This is a genomic window from Stenotrophomonas pictorum JCM 9942, assembly GCF_001431585.1.
GTDB lineage: Bacteria > Pseudomonadota > Gammaproteobacteria > Xanthomonadales > Xanthomonadaceae > Stenotrophomonas > Stenotrophomonas pictorum.
The window spans coordinates 1-610 of the sequence record NZ_LLXS01000083.1 but is presented as its reverse complement, the minus strand read 5'-3'; the positions used below and the strand labels follow the sequence as shown (position 1 = coordinate 610).

General features: G+C 59.7%; 1 protein-coding gene. It reads left to right on the top strand.

The window, feature by feature from the left end:
* The first annotated feature begins 146 nt into the window (after positions 1–146).
* Complete coding sequence (locus ARC78_RS16010) at positions 147–578, top strand: PH domain-containing protein (protein ID WP_083468480.1); 432 nt, start codon at positions 147–149, stop codon at positions 576–578.
* Positions 579–610: the final 32 nt, after the last annotated feature.

Below are 610 nucleotides of genomic sequence, written 5' to 3'. Positions count from 1 at the left end.
GGCCGATGGCCTTACCCGGGCCGAAGTACGGTGCCAGATCCACCTTTACAAAAGCAATTAGTTCAAACCTATTGCCCTGACCTGCGCGCCGCCTACAATTCCGCCTCCACCGCACAACAACTCGCAACTACGGGGACGGCTTCAACATGGAAACCAATGCAATTCTGGCATGGACGCTGGTATCGGAATGCCCGATTCCGCAGGACGTGAACGATATCCTCGTGCCCGGCGAGACCGCCGTAGCGGCCTACAAGACTTTCCGCGATTCAGCGGTGTTCACCAACAAGCGGTTGATCGTGCGCGACGCGCAGGGCATCACCGGCAAAAAGGTGGAGATCTATTCGCTGCCGTACTCTTCGATCTATATGTGGTCGTCGGAGAACGGCCACGGCCTGTTCAATTTCAACTCCGAGATCGAACTCTGGACCAAAGCCGGCCATATCAAGGTCAACCTCAACAAGGGACTGGACGTCCGCCGTCTGGACAACCTGATCGCCCAGGCGGTTCTGGGCGGCACAGTCGCACCGGCCACCAGCATGGCTCAGGCGGCGCCCGGCAACCCACCGCCGTTGCCGTAACCAGCAAGTCGCCCGGGTAGGCAATGCGCACC

What these genes read in the sequence shown, in the direction of transcription:
- ARC78_RS16010 (WP_083468480.1), top strand. Translation starts at nt 147, where the DNA reads ATGGAAACCAATGCAATTCTGGCATGGACGCTGGTATCGGAATGCCCG.